The 20,934-nt window shown below is 58.3% G+C and carries 21 protein-coding genes; 14 read left to right on the forward strand and 7 right to left on the reverse strand.

The annotated features are described in order from the left end of the window. Positions 1 to 3 precede the first annotated feature (3 nt). Positions 4 to 1,662, forward strand: coding sequence for an L-aspartate oxidase (gene nadB / locus P0111_03375; GenBank protein MDF0643046.1), 1,659 nt, complete (start codon positions 4 to 6; stop codon positions 1,660 to 1,662). Here nadB and P0111_03380 read toward each other — a convergent pair. From P0111_03380 to P0111_03390, 3 genes are all read right to left on the reverse strand, one after another. Further along, positions 1,583 to 2,287 (reverse strand): lytic transglycosylase domain-containing protein, encoded by a 705-nt coding sequence (locus P0111_03380; protein MDF0643047.1) that lies wholly within the window; start codon positions 2,285 to 2,287, stop codon positions 1,583 to 1,585. The genes nadB and P0111_03380 overlap by 80 nt on opposite strands. A gap of 116 nt (positions 2,288 to 2,403) precedes the next feature. Continuing rightward, on the reverse strand, positions 2,404 to 3,279 hold the full coding sequence (locus P0111_03385) for an aminotransferase class IV (protein ID MDF0643048.1): 876 nt from the start codon (positions 3,277 to 3,279) through the stop codon (positions 2,404 to 2,406). Beyond that, positions 3,279 to 4,754: an anthranilate synthase component I family protein gene (locus P0111_03390; protein ID MDF0643049.1), complete on the reverse strand. Its 1,476-nt coding sequence runs from the start codon at positions 4,752 to 4,754 to the stop codon at positions 3,279 to 3,281. Before P0111_03390 ends, P0111_03385 begins: the two co-directional genes overlap by 1 nt. A 185-nt stretch (positions 4,755 to 4,939) precedes the next feature. Between P0111_03390 and P0111_03395 the strand changes: the two genes are divergently transcribed. The 4 genes from P0111_03395 to atpF all read left to right on the forward strand — a co-directional run bounded on the left by P0111_03395 (position 4,940) and on the right by atpF (position 6,798). Beyond that, positions 4,940 to 5,161, forward strand: a complete 222-nt coding sequence (locus tag P0111_03395) for an AtpZ/AtpI family protein (protein MDF0643050.1) — start codon at positions 4,940 to 4,942, stop codon at positions 5,159 to 5,161. 31 nt (positions 5,162 to 5,192) lie between these two features. Then, positions 5,193 to 5,945, forward strand: coding sequence for a F0F1 ATP synthase subunit A (locus P0111_03400; protein ID MDF0643051.1), 753 nt, complete (start codon positions 5,193 to 5,195; stop codon positions 5,943 to 5,945). A 36-nt stretch (positions 5,946 to 5,981) separates the two neighbouring features. Further along, positions 5,982 to 6,212, forward strand: coding sequence for an ATP synthase F0 subunit C (gene atpE, locus P0111_03405; GenBank protein MDF0643052.1), 231 nt, complete (start codon positions 5,982 to 5,984; stop codon positions 6,210 to 6,212). 79 nt (positions 6,213 to 6,291) lie between these two features. Next, entirely contained in the window at positions 6,292 to 6,798 is a 507-nt protein-coding gene (gene atpF / locus P0111_03410; GenBank protein MDF0643053.1) for a F0F1 ATP synthase subunit B, read from the forward strand. Positions 6,799 to 6,810: 12 nt separating this feature from the next. Here the strand turns inward: atpF and larE are convergent, their stop codons facing one another. The 4 genes from larE to rlmN are packed head-to-tail and all read right to left on the reverse strand — an operon-like array spanning position 6,811 to position 11,525. Beyond that, positions 6,811 to 7,620 carry an ATP-dependent sacrificial sulfur transferase LarE gene (gene larE / locus P0111_03415; protein MDF0643054.1) on the reverse strand — a complete coding sequence of 270 codons (810 nt, stop codon included), beginning with the start codon at positions 7,618 to 7,620 and terminating at the stop codon, positions 6,811 to 6,813. Between the two features lie 45 nt (positions 7,621 to 7,665). After that, positions 7,666 to 8,997, reverse strand: coding sequence for a pitrilysin family protein (locus P0111_03420; protein ID MDF0643055.1), 1,332 nt, complete (start codon positions 8,995 to 8,997; stop codon positions 7,666 to 7,668). Positions 8,998 to 9,026: 29 nt separating this feature from the next. Then, positions 9,027 to 10,403: a pitrilysin family protein gene (locus P0111_03425; GenBank protein ID MDF0643056.1), complete on the reverse strand. Its 1,377-nt coding sequence runs from the start codon at positions 10,401 to 10,403 to the stop codon at positions 9,027 to 9,029. 30 nt (positions 10,404 to 10,433) lie between these two features. Next, entirely contained in the window at positions 10,434 to 11,525 is a 1,092-nt protein-coding gene (gene rlmN / locus P0111_03430) for a 23S rRNA (adenine(2503)-C(2))-methyltransferase RlmN (GenBank protein ID MDF0643057.1), read from the reverse strand. 129 nt (positions 11,526 to 11,654) lie between these two features. Here rlmN and P0111_03435 point away from each other — a divergent pair, with 129 nt between their 5' ends. The 9 genes from P0111_03435 to P0111_03475 all read left to right on the forward strand — a co-directional run bounded on the left by P0111_03435 (position 11,655) and on the right by P0111_03475 (position 20,926). Then, the gene (locus tag P0111_03435) at positions 11,655 to 13,946 is read left to right on the forward strand and encodes a transglycosylase SLT domain-containing protein (GenBank protein ID MDF0643058.1); all 2,292 of its coding nucleotides are present in this window, start codon (positions 11,655 to 11,657) and stop codon (positions 13,944 to 13,946) included. A 64-nt stretch (positions 13,947 to 14,010) separates the two neighbouring features. Further along, a complete protein-coding gene (gene zapB, locus P0111_03440) occupies positions 14,011 to 14,265 on the forward strand; it encodes a cell division protein ZapB (GenBank protein MDF0643059.1) in 255 nt (84 codons plus the stop codon). Continuing rightward, positions 14,258 to 14,554, forward strand: coding sequence for a cell division protein ZapA (locus tag P0111_03445; protein ID MDF0643060.1), 297 nt, complete (start codon positions 14,258 to 14,260; stop codon positions 14,552 to 14,554). Before zapB ends, P0111_03445 begins: the two co-directional genes overlap by 8 nt. 575 nt (positions 14,555 to 15,129) lie before the next feature. After that, positions 15,130 to 16,698 carry a ribonuclease Y gene (rny, locus tag P0111_03450; protein ID MDF0643061.1) on the forward strand — a complete coding sequence of 523 codons (1,569 nt, stop codon included), beginning with the start codon at positions 15,130 to 15,132 and terminating at the stop codon, positions 16,696 to 16,698. Continuing rightward, a complete protein-coding gene (locus tag P0111_03455; GenBank protein MDF0643062.1) occupies positions 16,695 to 17,474 on the forward strand; it encodes a TIGR00282 family metallophosphoesterase in 780 nt (259 codons plus the stop codon). Before rny ends, P0111_03455 begins: the two co-directional genes overlap by 4 nt. Before the next feature lie 6 nt (positions 17,475 to 17,480). Next, positions 17,481 to 18,854: an exodeoxyribonuclease VII large subunit gene (gene xseA, locus P0111_03460; protein MDF0643063.1), complete on the forward strand. Its 1,374-nt coding sequence runs from the start codon at positions 17,481 to 17,483 to the stop codon at positions 18,852 to 18,854. A gap of 58 nt (positions 18,855 to 18,912) precedes the next feature. Beyond that, positions 18,913 to 19,167: an exodeoxyribonuclease VII small subunit gene (gene xseB, locus P0111_03465; protein ID MDF0643064.1), complete on the forward strand. Its 255-nt coding sequence runs from the start codon at positions 18,913 to 18,915 to the stop codon at positions 19,165 to 19,167. Between the two features lie 35 nt (positions 19,168 to 19,202). After that, entirely contained in the window at positions 19,203 to 20,006 is an 804-nt protein-coding gene (locus P0111_03470; GenBank protein MDF0643065.1) for a TlyA family RNA methyltransferase, read from the forward strand. Further along, a complete protein-coding gene (locus tag P0111_03475; protein ID MDF0643066.1) occupies positions 20,003 to 20,926 on the forward strand; it encodes a GDP-mannose 4,6-dehydratase in 924 nt (307 codons plus the stop codon). Before P0111_03470 ends, P0111_03475 begins: the two co-directional genes overlap by 4 nt. Positions 20,927 to 20,934: the final 8 nt, after the last annotated feature.

Here is a 20,934-nt window from a genome sequence, read left to right on the forward strand (position 1 = left end):
CGCATGCGACGCCCGGCGCCCACTCCATCACCATCAGCTGATTTTCTCGTCATTGGCAGCGGAGTCGCCGGCCTTCGCGCGGCCTTGGAATTGAGCCGAGCCGGTCGTGTTCTGATGCTGACGAAAGGCCATCCCCTCCAAAGCAGCTCGATCCACGCACAAGGAGGGGTGGCTGTCGCCATGAGCGAGGAGGACGATGTCTCCATCCATCTGACCGACACGCTGAAGGCCGGCCACGGTCTCTGCCGAAAAGAGGCGGTGCGCGTGCTGGTTGAGGAAGGCCCGCATCGAATTCAGGAACTCATCGAATGGGGGGCGAACTTCGATAAGACGGGAGAGAAGTTCGCATTTGCCCGGGAAGCGGCTCACAGCCGGAATCGGATTCTACGCGCTCAGGGGGACGCGACCGGCAACGAAATGGTGCGGGTCCTGATGGCCGAGTCCGTCAGGCATCCGCGGATTTGTCGGCTGGACTATCACTTTACCGTGGATCTGGTGATCGAAGACGGTCGGTGTTGCGGTGCGCTGGTGCTGGACGAGCATTCGGGGCGTCGGCTCCTCATGCCGGCTAGGGCGGTTGTGTTGACGACCGGCGGGGCCGGTCAGGTCTATGCCCGTACGACCAATCCGCCCAATGCAACCGGTGACGGGATGGCCATGGCCCTGCGTGCGGGTGCAGTCCTACAGGACATGGAATTTGTGCAATTCCATCCGACGGCCCTGTACCTTCCTTCCAGCCCTCCGTTCTTGCTGTCGGAAGCCATGCGCGGAGAAGGCGGCCTGCTGCGCAACACGAAGGGTGAACTCTTCATGCATCGCTATCATCCAATGGGAGCATTGGCGCCCAGGGACATCGTGTCCCGCGCTATTTGGGCGGAGATGGCTGCGACAAAGGCCCGGCATGTCTATCTGGACGTCACCCAGTTGGGCGCGGACTTTATCCGGCGTCGTTTCCCCACGATATACGCGACCTGTCTTCGGCATGACATCGACATCACCGAGGAATGGATACCCGTCTCTCCAAGCGCGCACTATATGATGGGAGGGGTTTGGACCGATGCGAACGGCGCCACTTCGGTGCCGGGACTTTTTGCCGCGGGTGAAGTCGCCTGCAGCGGAGTTCACGGGGCCAATCGCCTAGCCAGTAATTCATTGCTTGAGGGGTTGGTATTCGGCGCACGTGCCGCAACGGCCGCCGTGAGTTACGGCGATCGGCACAACATCCCGTCTCTGAGCGCCCATGACACCGCACTGAAAACTGAGCACTACGGATCGGTCGAGGACGCCGAGAAGCTTCGCAGTTCGCTCAGGAGAACAATGTGGGGACAAGTCGGGGTGATCCGCTCGGGAGAATCTCTCATCCGAGCTTGTGCCCAACTGTCGCGATGGGCCCAGATGATGGGACAACCGTTGGGGAGCCGGGCTTCATTGGAAGTGAAAAATATGGTCCAGGTCGCCCAGTGTATCGCCGAAGCGGCGCTGTGGAGGGAAAACAGCATCGGAGCCCACTACCGGTCAGATTTTTCCCAGGCGAGGCGAGCCGGCTGGCAACAGCACAGCTGCCTGTCGATTACTGAGGGAATCAGCGGGAAGCAGGCTCGAAAGTCGCGGGGTCTGCTGCTGAGCTCAGTGGGGAGGACCGGTGGATCGGGCGTTCCGTGATGACGCCGTCGCGCACAAGAAACGTTCGATAATACCTCAGCACCTTTCGAACATATTGTCTGGTTTCGTCGATCGGGGGCAGTGCCTGATACCGTTCCACGACGCTCTCGCCCGCATTGTAGGCGGCTAGCGCAAGGGGAAGGTCTCCGTGAAACCGGTCGAGTAGTTGCCGAAGATACTTGGTGCCTCCTGCGACATTCTCTTCAGGATCGTAGAGGTCTCGGACGTCCAGCCGTACGGCGGTTTGAGGCATCAATTGCATGAGCCCGACGGCTCCCGCCCGAGACACTGCCCGGGGATCGAAATTCGACTCCGCCTTGATGACCGCCCGGATCAGTGCAGGATGTAGGTGATGCTGAGATGAGTGGCGCCGAATGAGCGGTTCCAGATCGCGTTCAGAGAGCGCGGTGTGAAACTGTGCCGAATCGATCTCCACCCGACGGTAGCGGGAGTCCGATGGGACGTTGGTGAGCGAGATGGACCCATTGGGACTGACGTATTGATAGATTTCGGCGGAGGCGTGGCTTGGAGCCAGCAGTGCCACCGAAGCGCAGCCGGCCAGTACCGTCCCGGCGATCCGGAACCGCCTGGGGTTTCTGGACTGTTCGTGATCGGAGTGATTCATGGTATGCCCATAAACGATAGCAGCCTCGACTTGTCTGTCAAGAAAATGCAGAACGCATGCCTGGGAATGTCGGCCGGTTCGGCAGACGGAACAAGAGGATAGGGCATGACCCGCGATTACGCTTCCAAGAATCGCGGTCGATTGGCGACAAAAAGTTGATGCAGTCGGTGGGTGAGGAGACCCGGTTTTCCCGTTCCCAGCGGGCGTCGATTCAAGCTGGTGACCGGCATCACTTCCATGGTGGTATTGGTCAGGAAACATTCATCGGATTGAAACAGCTGATCGACGGCATAGGTTCCTTCCTCAACCTGAATCCCCTCCTCTTGCGCCAAGGACAGAACAATGCGACGTGTAATGCCGTCAAGGATGCCGCACGCGAGCGACGGCGTGCGGAGACGGCCGTTCGTGACGAAAAAGAGGTTGCTCACCGTACATTCTGCAATCTGGGATTCCCAGTTCAGCAAGAGGCTGTCGAACGCCCCTGCAGCGATGGCTTCACGCTTGGCCAGAATGTTGTTAAGAAAGCTTGTGGATTTGATCTGTGGGTCGAGCGCGCCCGGGTAGTTGCGCCGGGTCTTGGCCACGATCAAATCGACACCCTCTTGATATTTGTGAGGAGGGGGGGGTGAGAGCGGCTTGGTCATGACGATGACGGTTGGCGCAGGACAAAGGGCTGGATCCAATCCGATATCCCCCACGCCGCGCGAGATCGTGATCCGAATATAGGCATCGGTTTTCTCGTTTCCGACGCCATTGCGTTGCATTGCCTCGTTCAACAGCGAGGGCCAATCGCTCTCGGGCACCGGTACGCGCAATCCGATTGCGTCGGCAGAACGTCGCAATCGAGCGAGGTGCTGATCGCGCATGAAGATCTTGTGTTTGTATGACCGGATGGTTTCGTATACACCGTCACCATACAACAGTCCGTGATCGAAGACCGAGATCACCGCATTCGCAGCTTCGACGAATCGATCATTCAAATAGATCCACATCACTGTCCCCGTTCCAATGCAGCAAAAAAGGCTTCCGCTTTGTGCAATGTTTCATCATATTCCAGCGCGGGATTCGAATCCGCGACGATGCCGGCGCCGACCTGCAGATATCCCATGTCTTTGGACAGGACCAACGTGCGGATGATAATGTTGAGGTCCACGGCTCCGTCCCAACCAATGTAGCCGAACGACCCGGTGTACGGCCCGCGGCGGACGGGTTCCAGCTCGTCGATTATTTCCATGCAGCGGATTTTCGGGACACCGGTGATGGTACCGCCAGGGAAGACGGCCCTGATCACGTCGAACGGCGAGACATCCTGTCGAATCCGGCCGCTGATGTTCGACACAATATGACTCACATGGGAATATTGCTCCACTCCCATGAACTCGTCCACGTGGACGCTCCCGAATTCGCAGACGCGACCGAGATCGTTTCGCTCAAGATCGACGAGCATCACATGCTCAGCCCGTTCTTTCTCGGTGCGGAGCAGCTCGTCGACGAGCCGGCGATCTTCCTCCGGATCCCGCCCGCGAGGTCTTGTGCCGGCGATAGGCCTGGTGTCGGCCCGCCCGTCGCGGATTCGAACGAGACGTTCGGGTGAGGCGCTGATCAAGGCCAGGTCCTCGAAACGCAGTAGGCCTGAGAAGGGAGAGGGGTTCACGAGCGAGAGCCGTCGATACAAGGCTTGCTCATACCGGAGCCGCTCCAATGGTGCCCGGTGGCGATCAGGAATGTGAAAGTTGAACCGATGGGATAGATTGGCCTGGTAGATGTCTCCTGCGGCGATGTAACGCTGGCAGCGTTCCACGCGGTCAAGATAGGCATCCCGGGGTTGCTCGGGGACGAAGGAGATGGTCGCAATGACCGGATCCGGCAGCGTCTCCGGCTGCGGTGCGGTGTAATCCGCTTCGCAAGCCGCGATCCTGTCCAATCCTTCGCGAAGGAGCTTGCTCCGGTCCTCGCCGAGAAACCGCTCCGCCGACGGGCAGAATATGATGTGGATTTGGTTCTCGTCATGATCGAGCGCGGTCACCAAGTCATACAGGGCGAACTGCAGGTCGGGGATGAGGAGGCCGGACGGAGCCGTGCCCGGCAACCGCTCCAGACGGCGGGCAAAGTCATAGCTCAGATACCCGACCGCGCCGCCAAAAAATGGAGGCAGTTGCGGCGTCCTCGCGACGTGTGCTCCGGCGAGTTCCTGCCGCAAGAGATGAAAAGGATCCTCCTGTGGGGCGCAACCCCCGGTCTGGTGACTGGAGAAGACGGTCACAGGACTGCTTCCAAGATAGGAGAACCGTCCGGAACCGTGCGGCGGGTCTCCGCTGTCGAGCAGGAACGAAGGCCCGGTCGTCGCGGCCAGGCGGGCGTAGAGGTCTACCGGCTGAACCGGCCGGGACGGCGCGAGTGTCAGCACCAACGGCTGTGGATGGCCGTCCAGGAACGCGGATTTTGAGGGCAGGGAAAGTCTGATCATCGTGCTGGCGGTCTGGCGATCGGGTCAGCGTCCTCACTATACCTCAGCCATCCGGGGCTTTCACAGCACCGGTCGGCTTGACAAGTTCACGGATATTCTGCTTGAATTGCGCGCCCGCCATCGGGAGAGTCCTTACTCAGACAGCTGGTTGAGTACTCGCCTCAGTGGGTCAGCCTAGGCGAACCATGCCCCCTTCACAGGATCCGTTTTATGCGGGGCTCGGCCAGGCCGTTCGTATCGGAACGGAACTGCTCGCTGCGCTGATCGTCGGAGGAGGGCTTGGGTGGGCGGCCGATACCTATCTATGGGGGGCGAGCCCCTGGGGTGTGGTGTGTGGGTTGATTCTGGGCGTCATCGGCGGAATTCGAAATGCCTATCGCTCCGCGCAGCGATGGCCCAAGACATGAACGTTTCATAGGAGAGGTACAAGTAGATTCCATGGAAGAAAGTCCGCTGCATCCTTTCGAGCTCCACAATTTCATTCCGGTCCAGTTTGGGGGGATGGATATTTCGATCAACAAGGCCGTCATCATGATGTGGATGGTGGTGGGCCTGGTTTCCATCTTGATGATCTTGGCCGGTTCCGCCAGGCAACTCGTGCCGGGCAAGTTGCAGAGTCTTGGAGAAATGCTCGTGGATTTTATCCGCGGCATCATTCTCGATACGATGGGAAAAGAGGGGATGAAGTTCTTCCCCCTCATCGCCACCTTGTTTCTGTTCATCCTGTTCTGCAATCTGCTCGGGCTGATTCCGGGCACCTATACCGTCACCAGCCAGATCGTCGTCACGGCGGTGTTCGCCATCACCGTGTACGTTCTCAGCATCTTGATGGGATTGCTCATTCACGGCGTCAAGTTCATTCCCGCAATTCTCGTCCCTCCAGGAACGCCATGGTGGCTCATCCCTTTGATGGTTCCCATCGAGTTCGTCAGCCAGGTCGCAAGGCCGGTGTCTCTGGCCGTGCGGTTGTTTGCCAACATGACGGCGGGCCACACGATTCTCGGGGTCTTGTTCGGGTTGGCGATCAGCGGAGGATTGCTCATCGGTTGGCTGCCCTTTGCGTTTACCATCGCGATGAATGGGTTGGAGGTCGGCATTGCGTTCATCCAGGCCTACATTTTCACCGTATTGACCTGCGTCTACCTGGGGGATGCGTTTCATTTGCACGGAAGTGAGGATCATGCGCACTGACGCGTGTGGCCACAGACAAGGGAGGATCGGGACACAATGGATTCAGCAGCTGCAGCATTGTTGGGTATGGGACTCGCCGCCGCCGGGTTCGCCGGGGCGGGCGTGGGCATTGGGTACATTTTCGGCAAGATGATCGAAGCCGTCGCGCGCCAACCCGAAGCAGAAGGCCGCGTCGGAAAGTACATGTGGATCGGATTCGCGTTGGTCGAGGCCATCGCCCTGTACGGCCTCGTCATCGCCTTCATCATAATGGGTCTGCGCAAATAACAGTGCTGAGGAACGAGTGCTCAGTGCTGAGAAGCCTACTCAGCACTCAGGACTCAGCGCATAGCACGTGGGTTAGAACATGCCGCAGTTTGAGTCTCATTTCTTCTCGTCGCTGATTTTCTGGGAGGTCGTCTCTTTCGCGATCCTCTTCTTCATTTTGTACAAGTTCGCCTTTCCCGGCATCCTTGCGGTGTTGGAGGAACGAGAGAAGAAGATCCGTGACAGCCTGGACCAGGCGGAACGGCATCGCGCGGAGGCCGAGCGGAAGCTCAAGGACTATGAGGCTAAGCTCGGCGCGGCCTCCAAAGAAGCCGAAGGTATTCTCGCTATGGCAAAGGAGCGGGCGCAGCGGTTGCTCGATGAAAACGAGCAGCGGCTGATGCAGGAGGCCGAGCGGATCAAGGGCGATGCGACTCGCGAAATCGAACACGAACGCCGAAAGGCGATTCAGGAGATCCGAACGCAAACGACCGATATCGCGTTAATGGTGGCTGAAAAGGTTGTCCAGCGAAGCCTCAATGACACCGACCATCGGCGTCTGGCGGATGAAGCCTTGGACGCCCTTGCCAAGGCTGCTGCGAAATAGCTCGATCGGAGGTCAGCCGAGGCTCACTCCCCCCGATCGATATCCTTCCACATCCAGACAGATAAACCGAAAGCCGGTCTCTCGCAAGCGGGCGCCGATACGCGTGCGAAGCTCCAGATCAAGGAATCTCGCGAATTCTTCCGCTCCCACTTCAAGACGGGCGATCTCGCCATGATCCCGGACGCGAACCTTCCGAAACCCCTCCGCTGAAAGAATGGCTTCGGCCCGCTCGACGCGGGCGAGTTTCTCGACCGTAATGTGAGTGCCGCGAGGAATTCTCGAGGAAAGGCAGGCCGCCGCCGGTTTATCCCAGGTCGAGAGCCCTAGACGTTGAGCGAGGGCTCGGACGTCGGCTTTGGAAAGTTCCGCCTCGACAAGCGGGCTGCGAACCTGCCATTGGCGGGCGGCTGTAAGCCCGGGTCGATCGTCTCCCAGGTCGTCGAGATTTGTTCCATCCGCGACCCAACGCGAGGCGCGCAGCTCCTTCAGGCCGTCCATCAGCCGGTACAAGTCGGTCTTGCAATGAAAGCAGCGGGCCGAGTCGTTCTGCACGAAAGCCGGAATGGTCAATTGGTCGGTGCGGACAATTTCGTGACGCGCTCCGATCTCTCGGGCCACCCGAGTGGCGGTTTCAAGTTCGAGAAGGGGAAAAGTCGGAGAGACAGCCGTGACGCCGAGCGCCCGACTCCCCAGTTCGTCGTTTCCGACTTTCAACACAAGCGTGCTGTCGATTCCTCCCGAGAATGCCACGAGAACGGACTGCATGTCCGACAGGACGCTGCGGAGGCGGGCAAGCTTGCTGGTAAGAGTATCCGGTGTCATGGTCGTTCACGTTGGGGATCGCCGGGCAACCGTGGCCGGGTCGAATCAATGTTTCACTTTGGACTTGGCGAGATTGCCGACGACCACCAGGGCATATCGTTGCGGATCCAAGTACTGTTTGGCGACCCGCTGGACGTCCTCCTTGGTCACGCGCTCGATCCACCTGGGATACTGCGAGAAATACTCGAAGCCCAAACCGTAGAATTCCACCTGCGCCAGCACCTGCGCCAGCTTGGCGGTGGAATCCAGGCGAAGAGGGAAGCTGCCGGCGAGAAACGATTTAGCCTCGGCCAGCTCTTGATCGGAGACAGGAGCGTCACGAATGCCCCTCATTTCCGCAAGGACTCCTGTGATGGCCTGGTTGGTGGTTTCACTTCGCGTCTGGAGGCTGATCCAGAAGGAGCCCGGCATGAGCCGCGCATCGAAATGGCTCATGATTCCGTAGGCCAATCCCTGCTTGTCCCGGATCGAATCCATCAGGCGGGAGGAGAAGCCCCCGGCTCCGAGGATGTAGTTCATGACGCTGACGGCATAGAAGTCCGGATTCGTACGGTTGATCCCGCTGTGTCCCAACACGATGCTCGACTGTGTGAGATCCTTCTCAATCAGCTGCACGGTTTTTTTATCAAGGACACCGGGCTTTCGGATGTTCCGAGCAGGCCCCGGCGACTTTTTCCAACCTCCGAAATAGGTTTGCACCAGTCCCGTGACCTGGTCGACGGTGACATCTCCAACGACGGTGAGGATGACTTGTCCCGGAACATACTCTTTGGCATAGAAGGCGGCGACATCCGCAACGGTGATCTTGCCGAGAGTCTCCTCCGTTCCGTTCAGCGGCCAACGGTACGGATGTCCGTGGAAGACCAATTGGTTGAACGCTTTCATCGCGACATGGCCGGGGTCGTCGTTGTCGCTGGCCATCTCCCCGAGAATCTGGGTGCGAATGCGTTCGAACTCCTGCTTATGGAACGCCGGATGTTGGAGCATGTCGGCGAGCAAGGTGAACCCTAGATCCACGTCCTTCTTCAGGATCCTTGCTGAGGCCGTCGTGAAATCCTCGGAGGCCCTCACCTCCAACGATCCGCCGACGAAGTCGATCTGTTCGGCGATCTGTTTCGAGGTACGGCTGGTCGTGCCCTCGTCGAGCAGACTTGCCACGAGATTGGCCAGCCCCGCTTTGTCCGGCGGATCCTGCGCCGATCCGGTCTTGATCAGCGAATGGATTTCAACGATCGGCAGAAAATGTTGTTCGAGGACCAGCACGGTCATGCCGTTCGGTGCGACAAATCTCATCGGAACGATGTCGGCCGCCGATAGGGAGGAAGGAGCGAAGACGACCAGGCAACCCCAAAGTCCGAGCCCGATCCAATGCTTCATCCCCATCGGTAGTGCTCCGCCCGCTGTGCTCAAGATTTTCCCGGCTGCGCGGCAGCTGGGGCCGGTTCAGGTTGTTTCGGAGGCACGGGAATCAGTGTGCCGACGGTTCGGGCATCGTCTATCAAATACTGCCGAGCGACTCGCTGCACATCCTTGGCCGTGACGGCGGCGATGCGCTCCAGGAATTGATCGACTCGTTTCCACCCTGCGCCTATCGATTCGGACTGGCCCAACAGCATCGCGTGACGGAAGTTCGAATCCTGTTCGAATACGTGCATCGCTTCAACCTGGTTCTTGGCCCGTTGTAGTTCCTGGTCGGTGGGAGGCTCGTTCTGGAGTCGGCGAATTTCCCTGTTCAGCGCGTCCTCAGCCTGTTCCACTTTCTGCCCGGGACTGACCAGCGAATAAAAATAGAAGAGACCAGGATCCGTCTGCATCAAACTGTATTCCGCTCCGACGGCAATCGCGAGTTTTTGGTCGTATACGAGGCTTTGGTAGAGTCGCGAACTCTTCCCGCGGGAGAGAATCGATTCCAGGATGTCCAACGCGTACGAATCCTCACTGGCGAAATTCGGAACGCGGAACCCCATCATGACGAAAGGCACCTGCGCCTCGCGCTTGAGCAGAAACCGGCGCTCGCCGCGCTGCTCTCCTTCCATGGTCAGAACCGGCTTGGGCTCGGGCCCACGGGGAATAGGCTCAAACAATTGCTTGATCGTGGGGAGGAGGCTTTCGGCTTTCACGTCGCCGACCACCAGCAACGTGGCGTTGTTGGGCGAGTAATAGGTGTCATAATGTCGCTGTAGATCTTCGAGGGTCATGGCATCCAGATCACCGAACCAGCCGATCACCGGCCAGTGGTAGGGATGACTCATATAAGCTTGGGCGAAGAGGGCTTCAACCAGCGCGCCCTGCGGGTCGTCTTCGGTACGGAGCCGGCGCTCTTCTTTTACGACCTCGCGTTCGGTTTTCAATTCGTTCTGATCCAGAACAAGGCCCTGCATCCGGTCCGCTTCCAGCTCTAGCGCAAGGCCCACACGGTCGGCTGCGAGATTTTCGAAGTAGGCGGTAAAGTCTTGGCTGGTGAAGGCGTTGTCCATTCCGCCATTCTTTCGGATCAGACGGGAAAACGATCCGTTGGGGTACTTGTTGGTGCCCTTGAACATCATGTGTTCGAGCATGTGAGACAATCCCGCCCGTCCCATGACCTCGTTGCGTGAGCCGACCTTGTACCAGACCTGCACGGTCGCGACCGGAGCTTTGGGAACTTCGACGATCAGGACTTTCATCCCGTTCGAGAGGAGAAATTCAAGGGGATCGCTGGCCTGAGCAGGCGGCACCGCCACGAAGGCAACCACCACGAGCAGCAACCATGTTGTGAGATGCTGGGAAAGTTGGACGATCATGATTTGGCGAGCGGAACGAACCTCTGCATGCTAACAACGCGATTCAATTTGTGTCAAGGCGGGCTCCCTGTCAGGGGGCCAGACATTGCCGAGTTGGCCGCATGCGCCGAGCACGTCGCGGCCTCGACTCTTGCGGATGAAGACGTCGACTCCTCCCTGCTTCAGGACGGACTGAAATTCCAGCACCGCGCCGTCGACCGGTCGGCGGAATGCGCTCCCAGGAAATTCGTTGAACGGGATCAGGTTGATCTTGTGGCGCAGGCCGCGGAGCAGCTTCGTGAGTCGCCGGGCATCCTCAATCTGGTCATTGACCCCGGCCAGCAGCACATACTCAAACGTCAGTACGCGGCCAGGACGTAATGGATAGCGGCGACAGGCCGCCAGGAGTGACCGAAGGGACGCGATACCATTTGCTGCGGGCATCAACCGGTTGCGTTGCCCCTCCGTGCTGGCATTCAAGGATATGGCCAGGTTGACGCCGAGGGGCGCCATGTCTTTGAGGCGCGAGGCGAGTCCGGCGGTCGAAACCGTAATCCGTCTTGGCGAAAATCCCAATCCCCATGTTCGATTGGTCAGTCGCGCAAGGGCATCGGCCAGACTGTCGAAGTTCGCCAGGGGTTCTCCCATGCCCATGAAGACGAGATTCGTGATTCGTTCGCTCGCTCCAAGCTGATCCTGCGCCGTCAGAACTTGGTCGAGTATCTCGTCGACCTTCAGGTTTCGTTGCAGGCCCATCGTTCCCGTCAGGCAGAAACCGCAATCCAGCGTGCATCCCACCTGGGTCGAGACGCAGAGGGTCAGTCGAGCTTCATCGGGTATCAACACCGTCTCGACCTGGAGTCCGTCCTCCAGCGTCAGCACCAGTTTTCTGGTGTCATCGACGGAGCGAAATGACGTACAGGCAGCGGCCCGTCGGATGGTCGTTGCCGATTTCAGGATGGACCGATCCGCCCGGCTGAGATCGGTCATCTGGTCCACCGACGTCGCCCGCCGCTGGTACAGCCAACGCAGGATTTGTCCGGCACGGTATTCAGGCCAGGTCAATTTCCCGACCAGTCGTGTCATGCCCTGCTCGTCCAAGGACAGGAGATTCGTCGGGATGAGGTTCGATTCGCGAGTCATGGCTCAGGCTAACATAGGGGGAAAAACCGGAACAAGGCTAAGGCTGTCCGCTCCCAAGGCCCCATTGCTGGTAAGACGGTGAGGACGCTGATATATAGTACAAGCACCGTGAGATGCGGGGATTGCAACGTGTACGATTGTATTCGACCGGATGTGCGCCTCTGTCTCATTCTGCCTGCGATCTGCACCATCCTTGTAGGGTTAGCCCTCGCCCCACAGATTCGTGCGGACGGTGGCTCCCTTGCCGATTCAGGACAGAACGAGGCCTGCGACACCCCGGAAGCCTGTTTTCTATCCGGTGCCCTGCCTAAGGAGCGTCTTGGGAAAAACTTCACGAGAGAACAGGTATTGTCGCTCAAGCTCGAACGGTTGCGTCGATTGATGGAGCGATTTCCGTCGACGATATGGGCCAAGCGCGCCGGGCTGCTGTCCGGAGTGCTGCTCGTCGAACGGAATCCGGCCGTGTCGATCCAGTTTTTGCGCGGGGGACAGCGAGACTTCGCCGTGCTCGACGATTACATTCGGCTTTGGCTGGGGGAGGCCTCGTTGAATCTGGGCGATAGCACGGCTGCGGCCACCATGTTCGAAAGCATTCCCCTTGCGGCTCCCGACTCGAACATCCTGTCGAAGGCGGCCTATCGATCCGGAGAAGCCTGGTATCAGGCATCCGATTGTCAGAGAGCCGCTGAATGGTTTGCCAAGGCCGTCGCCCTTAGCGACAAGGAACCGAATGCTCCGCTTGCGTTTCTTCGCCGCGCAGCCTGTCAAATGCGGGATGGTAATGTGACGGAAGGTCGAGAAACTCTCAGGCAGTTATGGGTGCGCTATCCGGCAAGTCCAGAAGCCAAGGAAGCTGGCGGGCTGCTGGCGACCAATCCCGGCGGGGAACTGTGGGTGCCGCAGTCCGCGGATCGGTTTGCCCGGGCGCAGGCGTTCCTTGCCCAGGCCTTTCATGTCGAGGCCATCGAAGAACTCAAGAAGTTTCTTGCACTGGATCCTCAATCGTCTCGGCGAACCGAAGCGAAGCTCAAGATCGGCATCGCGCAGGTGCGACTCAAACAATATGATCAGGCCCGAGAAAGTTTCCGCGCTTTGCTGAAAGAGGGTGGGCCGGAAACCCAGGAGGCGACCGTCTGGCTGGCCCGTGTATACCTACGCCAAGGTTTGGGAGACAAACTGCAGGAATTGGCCAGGGCGGTTCAGGGGAGTTCCCTGTCCTCGGAACAGAAGGGTCAGGTCGGATTGTTGGTCGGAATCTGGCTGGAGGACCAAAAGCAGTTCGAAGAAGCAATCGCCCGATATCGCGCGGTTGCAAAAGCCGGAGAGCCGGCGACACAACGGGCCGAAGCCCGCTGGCGAATCGGATGGGTTCATTACAGGACTGGTCAGTATCGTGAAGCCTCAGAGACCCTACAGTCCATCGTGGAGCGGCATGACGGGGAGTTCGAACCACAGGCCCTCTATTGGATGGCGCGTGCGGCGGAACAGGGCGGCCCGTCCCAAGCGGCTGAGCTGTACCGGCAGCTGTGCCAGCGGTATGTCTACACGTACTATTGCCAGCTGGCTCGACAGCGTGTAGCCGTTCCTACTACAGATCCGATCGTGCCGGCGGAGGTCGGAGACAATACCCCGCCGGCGAACAGCGAAGAGTCTCCCTCGTCGCCGCCGAACCGGGGCGAGATCGGGCAGCAGAACGCCTATCGACGTGCCCTTGAGCTCAAGACATTGGGACTCGACGCGGATGCTGCCCGAGAAGTCGCTGCATTGACGGACCGGTACGGCAAGGACCCGGATGCGCTCGTTCTGCTGTCTACCATGTTGAACGAGGTCGGCGCCTACCACCATGCTCTACGGTTGGCTCGCGGCCGCTTTCGGGACAAGCTGGAGCGGACAGGCGGCGTACTCTCCCCCGCACTCTGGAGCGTGGCCTATCCCACCGGATTGCTCCCAATGATAAAACTCCAAGGTGCAAAAGGGGTCGATCCCTTTCTAATCGCGGCCATCATTCGCGAGGAAAGTCAATACGATTTGAAAGCTGTATCGCGGGTCGGTGCGATCGGTCTCATGCAGGTGATGCCGGCCACCGCCAACACCGTGGCCCAACGGATCGGTCTTCCTCCGGTCGGACGTGAAGACCTGTTCGATCAAGAAACGAACATTCGAATCGGCGTTCGGTACGTCGAACAGCTGCTTGATCAATTTTCCGGCAATCTGGTCTATACAATTGCCGCCTACAATGCCGGACCGGTGGTCGTCAATTCCTGGCGCGATCAACATGGAACTCACAGTCAAGACGAATTTGTCGAAATGATTCCTTACCAGGAGACCAGGCAGTATGTGAAGCGCGTGCTGCGGAGTTATCGGGAATACATTCGCCTGGCCAGCATCACTGAGGCTCCGGACCTGGAGCGGGTTTCTTGACAAGATCTAGACAAGTTTCTATAGTGCCCCGCAACCTATTGTGGTTTCAGGGGGTACTAAACCGATGGCACTGGATCGACTCGATGCGCTTGAGACTCGCGTCAAGGATCTCGTCAGACTCGTTCATGAATTAAAGAGAAAGAACACATCTCTCGAAGATGAACTCAAATCTCTGCGTGAACGACTGGCCGAACAAAGCGATTCAAATAAGCGGTGGGAACGCGAACGCTTGGACATCAAAGCACGAGTGGAGAAGGTATTAGGGGAAATCGAGTTGCTGGAATGCATGGAAGACCGCAAGGAGGTGGCCCTTGACTAAGACCACGTATGTCGAGATCTATGGCCAGCGGTATGCGATACGAGGAGAGGCCGATGAAGACTACATTCGTCGTTTGGCAAGCTTCGTCGACGGACAAATGCGTCATTTGGCCGAGGGGTTAAATACGACCACCCCCTCGAAATTGGCCGTGTTGACCGCGGTGAATCTCGCCCACCAACTGTTCGAGGCGGAGAAGAAGCGGACGGAAGGAGAGGCGGTCGTGGAGCGGCGCATGATGTCGCTGATGGAGTCGATTGAAGAGCAGGTTCCTTCATCGCTGTTCCGATGAATCAGCTTGCAAAAATGCGTAACCCTTTGTTATCGTGAGGTTGACTGTTGGGAGGCAATAGAGGGCTAGGAGTATTGACTGAGGCGAACTTCGAACCGGTGGAGTACTCGGGGATACGAATCGATACTGCAGGAATGGACGTCAGAATTGTCATGCTGGCGGAGTTGAGGAAGAGTCTTAGTGTGCGGGGCCTCGTTCCTTTTTTGGCCGATGTTCTGGCCATACTCGCTCGAATCATAGAGTTCGTCGTGTCGGTTGGTGCGGTCAGCCATGGGGTCAATTTGATTCCCCTGCCGCTTCGGGAGCGCGCCGCGCGCCCGGTCAGGAAGACCATCCGATATGATGGTAGTGCGAGGGGATTCCCTCTCGGGAACGAGGTGTCCGAATCAACCCAGCAACGCGTCCATCCTTATGGTATCCATTCCTCGAATGATTAAGCAACCCATCGTTTCGTTCGCGCTCATTCTCTGCTCGTAGGCACCTCTTAGTTACGACCTCCTTCAGTTCCGGCCGTGATCTACGTACGATGCGAGGCAGCGACCGCGCTTGCCCTCGACTGGAAAGGGGCTAGTCCCATGTCTACGTCACTGGTCATGTACATCCTGATAGCTGTGGTGGGCGCAGGAGCAGGAATCGGGGTCTATGGGCTGATTCGCAGAATGTCTGATGGAGCCAAGAGAGCCCAGCAGGAGGACCAAGCTCGTCATCTGACGCAGAATGCGCAGCGCGAGGCTGAGAACATCGTCCGTGAAGCCAAGCTTGAAGCCAAGGACTTGATTTTTCAGTCAAAGGCCGAGCTCGAAAAGGAGCAAAAAGCTCGATTGGCCGAGCTCTCTGCGACAGAAAGGCGCCTGGTCCAGCGAGAAGAGACGATCGACAAACGGAGCGCCGCGATCGATAAGCGGGACAGCGAGGCGCAGAAGCGCGAGCTGGATCTCGCGAGACGCGAAGAAAAGCTCGGCGCCAAGGAGGTAGCCTGTGCTCAAGCAGAAAAAGATCACCGAGAGGCGCTGGAGCGGGTGGCTGGTCTGACGGCCGATGAGGCCAGGAAGCAATTGTTCCTTGAGATGGAAAGCCAGGTCAGACTGGAGGCGGCCGGCACAGCCAAGAGGACGCTCGAGGAAGCCAGGGAAAATGCGGAACGGGAGGCCCGCGAGATCATCACGGGTTCAATCCAGCGGGTCGTTCGCGACTACGTGTCGGAATCTACGATTTCCGTCGTGCCGATTCCCAACGATGCCATGAAGGGGCGGATCATCGGGCGTGAAGGCCGGAACATTCGGGCGATCGAGGCCGCGACGGGGATTGATCTGATCATCGACGAAACCCCCGAAGCGGTGATCATCTCAGGGTTCGATCCGTTGCGCCGAGAAATCGCTAAGGTGTCGTTGGAACGTTTGATGCAGGACGGGAGAATCCATCCGACGAGGATCGAGGAGATCGTCGAAAAGGTCAAGGTCGAGATCGACAAGTTGATGTACGAGGAAGCCGAAAAAATCATCTTCGAACTTGGCCTGGCGGACTTTCATCCCGAGCTGATCAAAGTCCTTGGACGACTCAAATACCGCACCAGCTACGGGCAGAACAATTTATACCACGCGCGCGAGGCGGCGTACATTTGCGGCATGATGGCCTCTGAACTCGGCTTGGACGTCCGTTTGGCGAGGCGGGGGGCGCTGCTCCACGACATCGGCAAAGCGGTCAGTCACGAGGAAGAAGGACCGCATGCCATGTTGGGGGCGGAAATCGCGAAGAAGTACGGCGAGAGCGAGAAGATCGTCAATGCGATCGCCGCTCACCACGAGCAGGTGGAGCCGATTTGTCCGGAATCGGTCCTGGTGGCGGCCGCCGAGGCGCTTTCCGCGGCAAGACCTGGGGCGAGACGCGAAGCGCTGGAGTCTTATGTCAAGCGACTGGAGAAGCTGGAATCCTTGGCTCATGCTCAGAAAGGTGTGCAAAAGGCCTATGCCATACAGGCAGGTCGAGAGATCCGAGTGATCGTTCGCCAAGAGGATGTCACCGATAATGAGTCGTTCCAGTTGTCGCGCGATCTGGCGAAAAAGATTGAGCAAGAGCTGACCTATCCCGGTCAGATCAAGGTGACCGTGATCCGAGAAAGCCGGTACATCGAGTACGCCAAGTGAAGATCCTGTACATCGGCGACATCATGGGAGAGCCTGGACGCCGCGCCGTCGCCCGTCTCACGCCTCGGCTCGTCGCGCAGCGACAGATCGACGTGGTCATCGGTAATGGAGAAAACGCGGCGGGCGGATTTGGGATTACCCCTGAGTTGGCGGAAGAGCTGTTTAAAGCGGGCCTTTCCGCCATCACCACGGGGAATCATGCGTGGGATAAGCGGGAGATTCTTGACTATTTCCCGCGGGAGCGGCGTCTCTTGCGCCCGGCCAACTATCCCGATGGTGTGCCGGGGCAGGGCAGCGTGGTCGTCCAAACGTCAGGTGGTGAGGAGTTGGGCATATTGCAGCTGATGGGGCGCGCGTACATGCCGACGTTGGATTGTCCGTTTCAGGTAGCCAGGCGAGAGATGACCAAGCTCAGGAAACGAGTTGCGGCTGTCGTTGTGGATATGCATGCCGAGGCCACGTCCGAGAAGATGGCCATGGGACATTTCCTGGACGGTGAGGCGACGGCCGTGGTCGGGACCCACACGCATGTGCAGACTGCCGATGAGCAGATCTTACCTCGGGGTACGGCCTATCTCACCGATATCGGCATGACGGGGCCGCTTCACGGAGTCATCGGAGTGAAGAAAGAACTCGCGATCGAGAAGTTTTTGACCGGCATGCCGCGGCGCTTTGAGGTGGCCGCCGGACCTGTTGTCTTCTGTGCCGCACTGATCGACGTGGACGCGCGTATCGGAAAGGCGCTTTCGATTGAACGGATTCGAATCCTCGATTGACGGATAGTGACGACGATACTCTACAAATCAAGCATCCTTTCTTCGGGATCCATCCTCACCGTTTCGGAGTTTACGAGCCTCATCCGCGCTTCGCTCGAGGGCGTCTATCAAGATGTGTGCCTGGAGGGTGAAATCTCGAACTTGCGTACGCCTGCATCGGGTCATGTGTATTGTACTCTGAAGGATGGGAGGAGTCAGATACGCGCGGTATTGTTTCGCTCAAGTGCGGTGCGCATGCGCTTTGCTCTCCAAAACGGGATGCACGTCATTGTGCGAGGTCGTCTGACCGTCTACGAACCGAGAGGGGAGTACCAGATACTCATCGAGGCGGTCGAGCCTAAGGGTGTCGGTGCACTTCGGCTGGCGTTCGATCAATTGAGGACACGCCTATCCGCTGAAGGTCTCTTCGATCCTCTGCGGAAGAAACCGCTTCCAAGATTCCCGCGAACGGTAGGTGTCGTCACCTCGCTCGGTGGGGCGGCGCTCCAGGATATCTTGTCCGTGCTCAGCCGACGGTGGCCGACTCTACATATCGTCATCGCTCCAGTACAGGTTCAGGGTGAACCGGCGGCCCGGCAGATCGCCGAAGCCTTGGATCTGCTGAACGCCCAGGGCGCGGTAGAGGTCATTATCCTGGGACGAGGCGGAGGGGGGCTGGAGGATCTGTGGACGTTCAATGAGGAAGTCGTAGTACGAGCCGTCGCCGCCTCCAGAATCCCCGTTGTCTCGGCGGTTGGTCATGAAATCGATATGACGCTGACGGATGCCGCCGCAGATCTCCGCGCTCCGACCCCTTCTGTTGCGGCAGAAATGGTCGTACCGGTCTTCTCTGAGGTGTTAGAAAATCTCGGGGGCCTTTCGGTAAGGCTTGAGAGGGCCATGGGTAGGCACTGTTCGTCGGAGCATCGGCGGTTGGACTCCAGCTCCAAAGGATTGTCCTGTATTCAGTTTCGTATCCGAGAAAAGACTCAGCAGATGGACGACATGACGGACTGTCTCATCGAGAAGGTTCGATCTAGAGTCTTGGCGGAAGGTGCTCGGGTGCGCCAAATGGATCGTGAGTTGGGCAAGCTGAGCCCGTTCCTCACCGTGAAGCGCAACCTTGCCATGATGCCGCTTCTGGTCAAGCGACTGGAACGTCAGCTGTGCGTGTTGGCGGCGCAAAGAAGGCGACGCATCGAATCGACGGTCGCGCGGCTGAACAGTTTGAGCCCCTTGGCCGTTCTCGGACGCGGGTACGGCCTGCTGACGAGAATGTCGGATGGATCTATACTGAAACGGACTCAGGACGCACGAGTTGGCGAGGGCATCGTGGTCCGTTTGGTGGACGGGAAGTTGAACTGTTTGGTCAAGGACGTGCTGACGAACGGAACAGTTTGAAATCTTGAGGGGAGTGCTATAATGGCGGCATCGTGTGGTGAACAAGGGGGTTGAGAGTGTGAAGTTTGAACAGGCAATCGCTCGTTTGGAAGCGATCGTCGGGGAACTGGAGAAAGGCGAGCTTCCTCTTGACGAATCTCTGAAAATTTTCGAAGAAGGGATCCGTCTCTCCAAGAACTGTCTCAAGATTCTTGAGGATGCGGAGCGCAAGGTTGAGGTGTTGGTCCAGGAGCAGAATGGAAAGAAACGACTTCATGCCTTTGTCCAAGACGTCGAGGATAGTTCGTCGTCTTTAAGATCCAAAGGTCAATAGCGGCTTCAGGTCTTTCTGTGTGTGCCCGCCGTTCAATGGCTTCTTCTACGCATTCTCCTCGCGAACGGTTAGACACCTTGCTGGTTTCCCAGGGATTGGCTCCCAGTCGCGAAAATGCGGTCAGGACCGTGCTGGCCGGAGGCGTTCTTGTCGACGGAAGCGTCGTTGACAAGCCAGCGAAGCTGATCGCTCGTGACGCCCGCATCGAAGTCTGCAAGCAGGCCCCCTTCGTCAGCCGTGCCGGAGAAAAGTTGGCTCCTGCCTTGGAGGCGTTTTCGATCGATCCAGGTGGGGCGATCTGCCTCGACGTCGGCTGTTCGACCGGAGGGTTTACCGACTGTCTGTTACAAAATGGCGCCGCCAAAGTCTACGCGGTAGACGTCGGATATGGGCAGCTCGCTTGGAAGTTGAGACAGGACACGCGACTTGTTCTCCTGGAGCGGACCAACATCAGATACCTCGACCCATTGCTGGTACCGGAGGTGATCCAACTGGCGGTGATCGACGTTTCCTTCATCTCCCTGAATCTCGTGCTTCCGAGCGTCGTGCGATTTCTTCAAGACGGGGCACGCGTCGTCGCCCTGGTCAAACCGCAGTTTGAGGTAGGGAAGGGCAAGGTCGGATCCGGAGGAATTGTTCGGGACGATGGGCAGCGCGCAGACGTGATGAGAAAAGTGATCGACTGTGCGGCAGGCCTGGGACTTCTCGCTCTTGGCGTGCAGGAGTCGACGGTGAAAGGCCGCAAAGGAAATCGAGAAATTCTTGTGGCCTTTGAGTATCGTAGTAAGATGAGCGCTCGATCGGACGATCATGCGCGTGGACGAGGGGAGGATGCATGAAGGTGCTGGTGACCGGAGGGGCGGGTTTTATCGGGTCTCACATAGTCGATCGACTCGTTCAGGAGGGTCATGAAGTGGTTGTCGTCGACAATTTGTCGACCGGGAAGCGGCGCAACCTCAACCGGGCGGCACGATTTTTCAAGACCGACATCCAGGGGTGGCGTCTGGAGCGTGTGTTCCGGAACGAGCGTCCCAATGTCGTTATGCATTTGGCTGCGCAAATGGATGTCCGTAAGTCCGTCGAGGATCCCGTTTTTGACGCACAAGTCAATGTGCTGGGAACGCTCAACATTCTCCAGCAGGCGATAAAGCACGGGGTGAGGAAGGTTGTCTTTTCGTCATCAGGGGGAGCCATCTACGGGGAGCAAGATGTTTTCCCTGCGCCGGAGTCGCATGCGACCAAGCCGTTATCACCATACGGCCTCAGCAAACTCTGCGGGGAGCAATACTTGTCGTACTACGAACGTGTGGGCGGGGTCCAAGTGGTGAACCTTCGCTATGCCAATGTGTATGGGCCTCGACAGGATCCTGAAGGAGAAGCGGGGGTCGTAGCCATCTTTATCCAGAAACTCTTGAATAATGAGCAGCCTGTGATCAACGGGAATGGGCGACAAACAAGGGACTTCGTCTTTGTGGAGGACGTCGTGGAGGCCAATTTGGCGGTAATGGGTCAGGAAACGGCGGGTACCTACAATGTGGGGACCGGTGTCGAAACGTCCATCAACGACCTATTCCGGATTCTGGTGCAGCACACAGGCTCCACCTGTAAAGAACTGCACGGGCCCGCCAAAAAAGGAGAACAGGCGCGGAGCGTCATCGATGCGTCAAAGCTTCGTCATGAACTCTCGTGGGAACCGAGGATGAGCTTGAGTGACGGCCTCAAGCGAACGGTTGGCTATTTCAGGGAGCGAATGGGTTGAGATAGAAT

It is taken from the genome of Nitrospira sp. (genome assembly GCA_029194535.1).
Classification (GTDB): domain Bacteria; phylum Nitrospirota; class Nitrospiria; order Nitrospirales; family Nitrospiraceae; genus Nitrospira_C.